Raw genomic sequence first — 2,873 nt, forward strand, 5'->3', positions numbered from 1 at the left:
CCCAGCGCTACTACACCGTCTCCCTCAAACGAAAACGCGACGCCGTCACCAAACTCTCCGCCCACGTCGTCGACAACCAGGGCCGTCCCAGCCCCTGCTCGGAGTCCGCCTACGAACTCCGCTCGGTCGCCGTCCCCTACGGCGGATGCACCGAACCCAGCAACGTCAAAGCAGGCGGCAGCTCCTGCCCCATCCGCTTCCAGTGCGCGGGCTGCGGCTACTACCGCCCCGACCCCTCCTACCTCACAGCGATCGAACAACACATCAACGAACTCCGCGCCGACCGCGAGACGGCCCTGGCCATGGACCCAGCCGAATTCGTCATCACCGCCCTCACCGCCCAGATCAGCGCCTTCGAACAGGTCACCGACCGTATGCGCCGCCAACTCGCCTCCCTGCCCGCCACGGAACGCCAGGAAATCGAGCAAGCCAGCACCATCCTGCGCAAGGTCCGCGCCGGCACACACACCCTCCTGCCACTCACCGTCATCACGAAGGAAGAGGCATGAACCCCCGCGGGAACGCGCACACCCTCGTCCAGGCCCGCCGCCGCGACAGCCTCGACAAACGTCAGCGCGTCCACACCGCCCTCGCCACTTTGGAACAACAGGGCAAGAAGATCACGCACACCGCGGTCGCCCGCACCGCCAATGTCTCCACCTGGCTCACCTACACCGAAGGCATCCGCGAACACATCGAAGCCGCCCAGCAACGCCAGCAACCCAACGTCCCCCAGCCCACTTCTGCCCGGAATCCCGACGCGACACTGCGCACGGAACTTGATCTGGCCCGGCAGGAGATCCGCGGCCTCCGCGAAGAGCGAGAACAGCTCAGGCAGGCCCTTCAACATCAACTCGGACAGCAACTCGACGCCCTGAGCACTTCGGCCCTCACCGGACGCGTCGACGAACTCACCCGCCACAACCAGCAGCTCGCCCACCAGCTCCGCCAGGCCACCGACGAGAACACCGCCCTCAACGCCCGCGCCGCATCCCTCGAACAAGACCTCGAGGCAGCCCGCACCAGCCTGCGCCGCATGATCCGCAACGAGAACACCGCACGCTGAGGCCCGACCGTGCATCGGGAAAGGGCATGAAGGAGGCCGACCGCACGCCCCGCTTCGGGGTAGACCGAGTACCCGGCCTCGGCCACGGAGGGCGTCCGGTGAAAGGACACAGGCGGCTACCCCCGGGCCCCGGCCGCCGATGTCATATCTACCAGCCGACGCCGAGGCCGCCCGCTACTGTGCCCACTGCACGCCGAGGTCGGCGAGGGCGTGGAGTTGTGCCTGGTCGAGCTTGTCGCGGCGGGCTTTCTGGTTGCTGATCCAGATCCCCACCCGGTGCTGGGTGCCGTCGGGGAGCCGTTCGACGACGCCCCGCCCCGGCATCCCGCCCTGCCGCGCCACGTACTGCTGGAGGGCCTCCAGTCCTTTCTGGAATGCCGTACCGCCCGTGCGCGGCTCAGGCGCCGCGGTCGTCTTCGAGGGGGCCTTACGCGCCCGTACGGCCTTCGTTACGCCGAGTTCGCCGAGCCGGCGCTGCTGCTCCTCGTTCAGCCGGTCCCAGTCCCGTCGTTGGGTGGCGAGCCACCGTCCGACGTCCTCGCCGTGCCGCGTCACCCCCGGCACGATCGCGGCCAGACGGGCGCCTTCGGCCAGGAGCTGGGCGAGGTAGGCGTAGTGCCGCTGCCAGTCGACTGTCCACCCGAGCGTCCCCGGGTTCCAGTCTGGGTCGATCGCGGCGAGCGCCGCGGCCCGCCGCTGCACCCGGCCCGGGTCCTTGCCCAGCCCACCGGGGCGGCGGACGTTGGTCAGCCACTGCCCGATCGCGATGTCCAGGATGGTGGCGCCCCGCGGGGCCGCGAGGGTCCCGTGCAGCTCGTAGTAGGCCCGCGTTGCGCCCAGATTCTGCTCGAAGGCGGCGTCGGCGGTGTCCCACACGATCCCGAGCTCCTCCAGCTCGGCGGCTCGCTCGCCGGTCATGGTCCCGGCCCGGTAGGCGCGCCGCTGGTCGGAGAGCCAGCGTCCGAGCGGGTACGCCCCCGCGGTCTCGACGTGCTCGTAGGGGACGTCCAGGTGGTCCTCACGCTGCCGGTACCGCAGTGCGGCTTCCGCGCCTCGGCGCCAGTCCTGACGTTCGGTGTTGATCACCTGGTAGGTGATCCATTTCGCGATGACCGCGGGGTCGCGGGGGGCTGCGAACCGGAGCAGGAGCCGGCTCTCCTCCGCGCCCTCGACAGGTGCCGGACCGACCGGCAACGACGGGTCGACGACGCGTTTCCGGGGCTCCTGCGGAATAGCGAGCATTTCCACAGCTTTTTCATCATGCGCCCGAATTCCTTCCAAAATCCGGATAAGAGGGCGGTACGAATTCGAGGAAAGCATGTCCTCAGGTTTTTCGTCTTCCCGTAGAAACACGGGCACGATCAGGGTGGCCATCTTCCCTTCACCGGGCTTCTGCCGCAAAGCCCGCCCGATCGCCTGAACGATGTCCACGGCCGATCCATTCGAGTGCGTTTCACGCGGCGGGGAATGATCCGGGAACGCCACTCTGGGCGAAGGGGTTGATATTCGGGCAACGGACAGCGTGGCCCTGATCGATCCGTTGTGGTTGCTCTCTGTAGCGGCTTGTTGTTCCGGGTCTTGTTGTAGGCGAACTTGGAGAGGGCCCAGATCTCGGGGTTGAGGATGGCGGTGCTGATGCGCGGGACGGTCACCGTCACGCCCTACCACAGCACTTGACAGCCCGCCCACGGCCCTATCTTCGGCGGTCCAGCACCAGGGCCGTTTCAAAGTCCTGGTGATCACGTGAGTCTGCAGGCCAGGGCTGCTCGGCTGGGCCCGTCACGCACGCAACGAAACTCCGGTTGAA

Annotated in this window: 2 protein-coding genes and 1 pseudogene; 2 read left to right on the top strand and 1 reads right to left on the bottom strand. The window is 67.9% G+C overall.

From position 1 onward, the window contains the following. Positions 1 to 509, top strand: a pseudogene (locus ACFYP3_RS37400) (site-specific integrase); the annotation flags it as partial. Next, positions 506 to 1,066, top strand: a complete 561-nt coding sequence (locus tag ACFYP3_RS37405; RefSeq protein WP_388842567.1) for a DUF6262 family protein — start codon at positions 506 to 508, stop codon at positions 1,064 to 1,066. The pseudogene ACFYP3_RS37400 and the gene ACFYP3_RS37405, both read left to right, overlap by 4 nt. A 174-nt stretch (positions 1,067 to 1,240) precedes the next feature. Here the strand turns inward: ACFYP3_RS37405 and ACFYP3_RS37410 are convergent, their stop codons facing one another. Further along, entirely contained in the window at positions 1,241 to 2,308 is a 1,068-nt protein-coding gene (locus ACFYP3_RS37410) for a helicase associated domain-containing protein (RefSeq protein WP_388842569.1), read from the bottom strand. Positions 2,309 to 2,873 lie beyond the last annotated feature (565 nt).

Origin of the sequence: Streptomyces sp. NPDC005533 (assembly GCF_042871845.1) — a bacterium.
In the GTDB taxonomy this organism is placed as follows: Bacteria; Actinomycetota; Actinomycetes; order Streptomycetales; family Streptomycetaceae; genus Streptomyces.